The following is a 1879-nucleotide window of genomic DNA, read 5'->3' as shown; positions in this document are numbered from 1 at the left end:
CTCCTCACCGAGATCGACGGCTTGGACGTACACCTGCTGCACGTCCGCTCGCCGGAGCCGGACGCGCTGCCGTTGCTGCTCACGCACGGCTGGCCGAACTCCGTCGTCGAGTTCACCGAGCTGATCGGTCCACTGACCGACCCGCGCGCCCACGGCGGTGATCCCACCGACGCGTTTCACGTGGTGGTCCCGTCGGTGCCCGGCTACGGTTTCTCGCAGGCGCCGCCGGCCGGTTTCACGATCGACCGGCTCGCCCGGATGTGGGCCGAACTGATGGCCCGGCTCGGCTACCACCGCTACGGCACCCAGGGCGGCGACCTTGGCGCGTACGTCGCGCCGCGGGTGGCGGCGGTGGCGCCGCAGCGGGTGGTCGGTGTGCACATCGACGGCGGGTTCGGCTTCCCGACCGCCGCCGACGTGCCGGACATGAGCGTGGCAGAACGCGCCGAGTGGGAGCAGATGCAGCGGTGGATGAGCGGTGGCGTGGACCATCACGCGCTGCTGCGGGCGGCGCCGCAGACCTTCTCGTACGCCTGGAACGACTCGCCGGTCGGGCTGCTGGCCTGGATGATGCAGAAGTTCAAGGAGTTCACCATGACGGTGCCCACGCCGGAGCAGGCCATCGACCGGGATCACCTGCTCACCAACGTCAGCCTCTACTGGTTCACCGGCACGTCCGGAACGTCGTCGTGGCCCATGTACGAGCGGCTGACCGTTACCGAAGATGGCGGTTTCGCCTGGCCGACGGGCCAACGGCGGGTGCCGTCCGGTGTGTACGGCGGTGGGTCCGCGTTGATGCGCCGCCTCGCAGAACGGGACAACACCATCGTGCACTGGCCGCAGGGCAACCCGGGCAGCCACTTCGTGGCGATGGACGAGCCGGTGGCGCACGCCGCGGACATCCGCACGTTCTTCCGAGAGTTGCGATGACCGAGCTGAGCTGGGACCAGGTCTCCGCCCGACGTCTTCGGCGGCACGGGCTGCACACATCGGCGGCGGGCGCGGCACCGGACGCCGGACGCGTCGCCGACGTGGTGTCGACGATGTGCGGCGCGCACGCCCAGGTCGCGTCGGCCGCCGAGCTGTCCGTCGGGCTGCGGGTGCCGGGCGCGACCCGCGCCCTGGTGCGCCGGGCACTGTGGACGGATCGCACGCTGGTCAAGACCCGGGGCCCACGCGGCACCGTGCATCTGCTCGCCGCCGCGGACCTGCCGATGTGGGTCGGCGCGCTGACCGCGTTGCCGGCCCCGTCGTGGGAACGCAGCGTGGTCCTGCTGACGCCCCAGCAGACCGAGCAGGTCCTCGCGGCCATCGCCGACGCGGTCGCCGAGGCCGACCTGACCACCGCCGAGCTGACCGAGGAGATCGTCGCCCGTACCGGCCCGTGGGCGGGCGACCTGGTCATGGAGGCCTTTCAGGACAGGTGGCCACGGTGGGTCGCCGCGATGACCGACGCCACCCGCAGCGGGGTGATCTGCTTCGGCCCGAACCGCGGTCGGGTCACCACGTACACCAGCCCGACCCGGTGGCTGCCCGACTTCGCGCCGATGCCCGGTCGCGCCGCCCTGGCCGCACTCGTGCGCAGCTACCTGTACGCGTACGGCCCGGCCACCCCGGCGCAGTTCGCCAGGTGGCTGGCGGTCCCACCGGCGTGGGGGAAATGGCTGTTCGACTCGCTCGATCTGACCGAGGTGACAGTGGAGGGCACCACGGCCTGGGTGGCCGCCGACGACTCCGACTTCCCCGACGACCGGCCGTCCGGGTTACGGCTGCTGCCCTACTTCGACGCGTACGCGGTCGGCTGCCACCCCCGGGAGCGGCTCTTCCCCGGTGCCGCCGCCACCCGGGCGCTCGCCGGTGGACAGGCCGGCAACTACCC

At 72.2% G+C, this 1879-nt stretch carries 2 protein-coding genes; both read left to right on the top strand.

From position 1 onward, the window contains the following. The coding region (locus KBX53_RS31715; RefSeq protein ID WP_210863482.1) for an alpha/beta fold hydrolase at positions 1–930 on the top strand (930 nt) is incomplete at its 5' end. Beyond that, the coding region (locus tag KBX53_RS31710; protein WP_210863480.1) for a winged helix DNA-binding domain-containing protein at positions 927–1879 on the top strand (953 nt) is incomplete at its 3' end. The genes KBX53_RS31715 and KBX53_RS31710, both read left to right, overlap by 4 nt.

Origin of the sequence: Micromonospora sp. M51 (assembly GCF_018070305.1) — a bacterium.
GTDB classification, from domain to species: Bacteria; Actinomycetota; Actinomycetes; order Mycobacteriales; family Micromonosporaceae; genus Micromonospora; species Micromonospora parva.
Note: the sequence above shows the minus strand (reverse complement) of the source record. Positions and strands in the feature narration are given on the sequence as shown.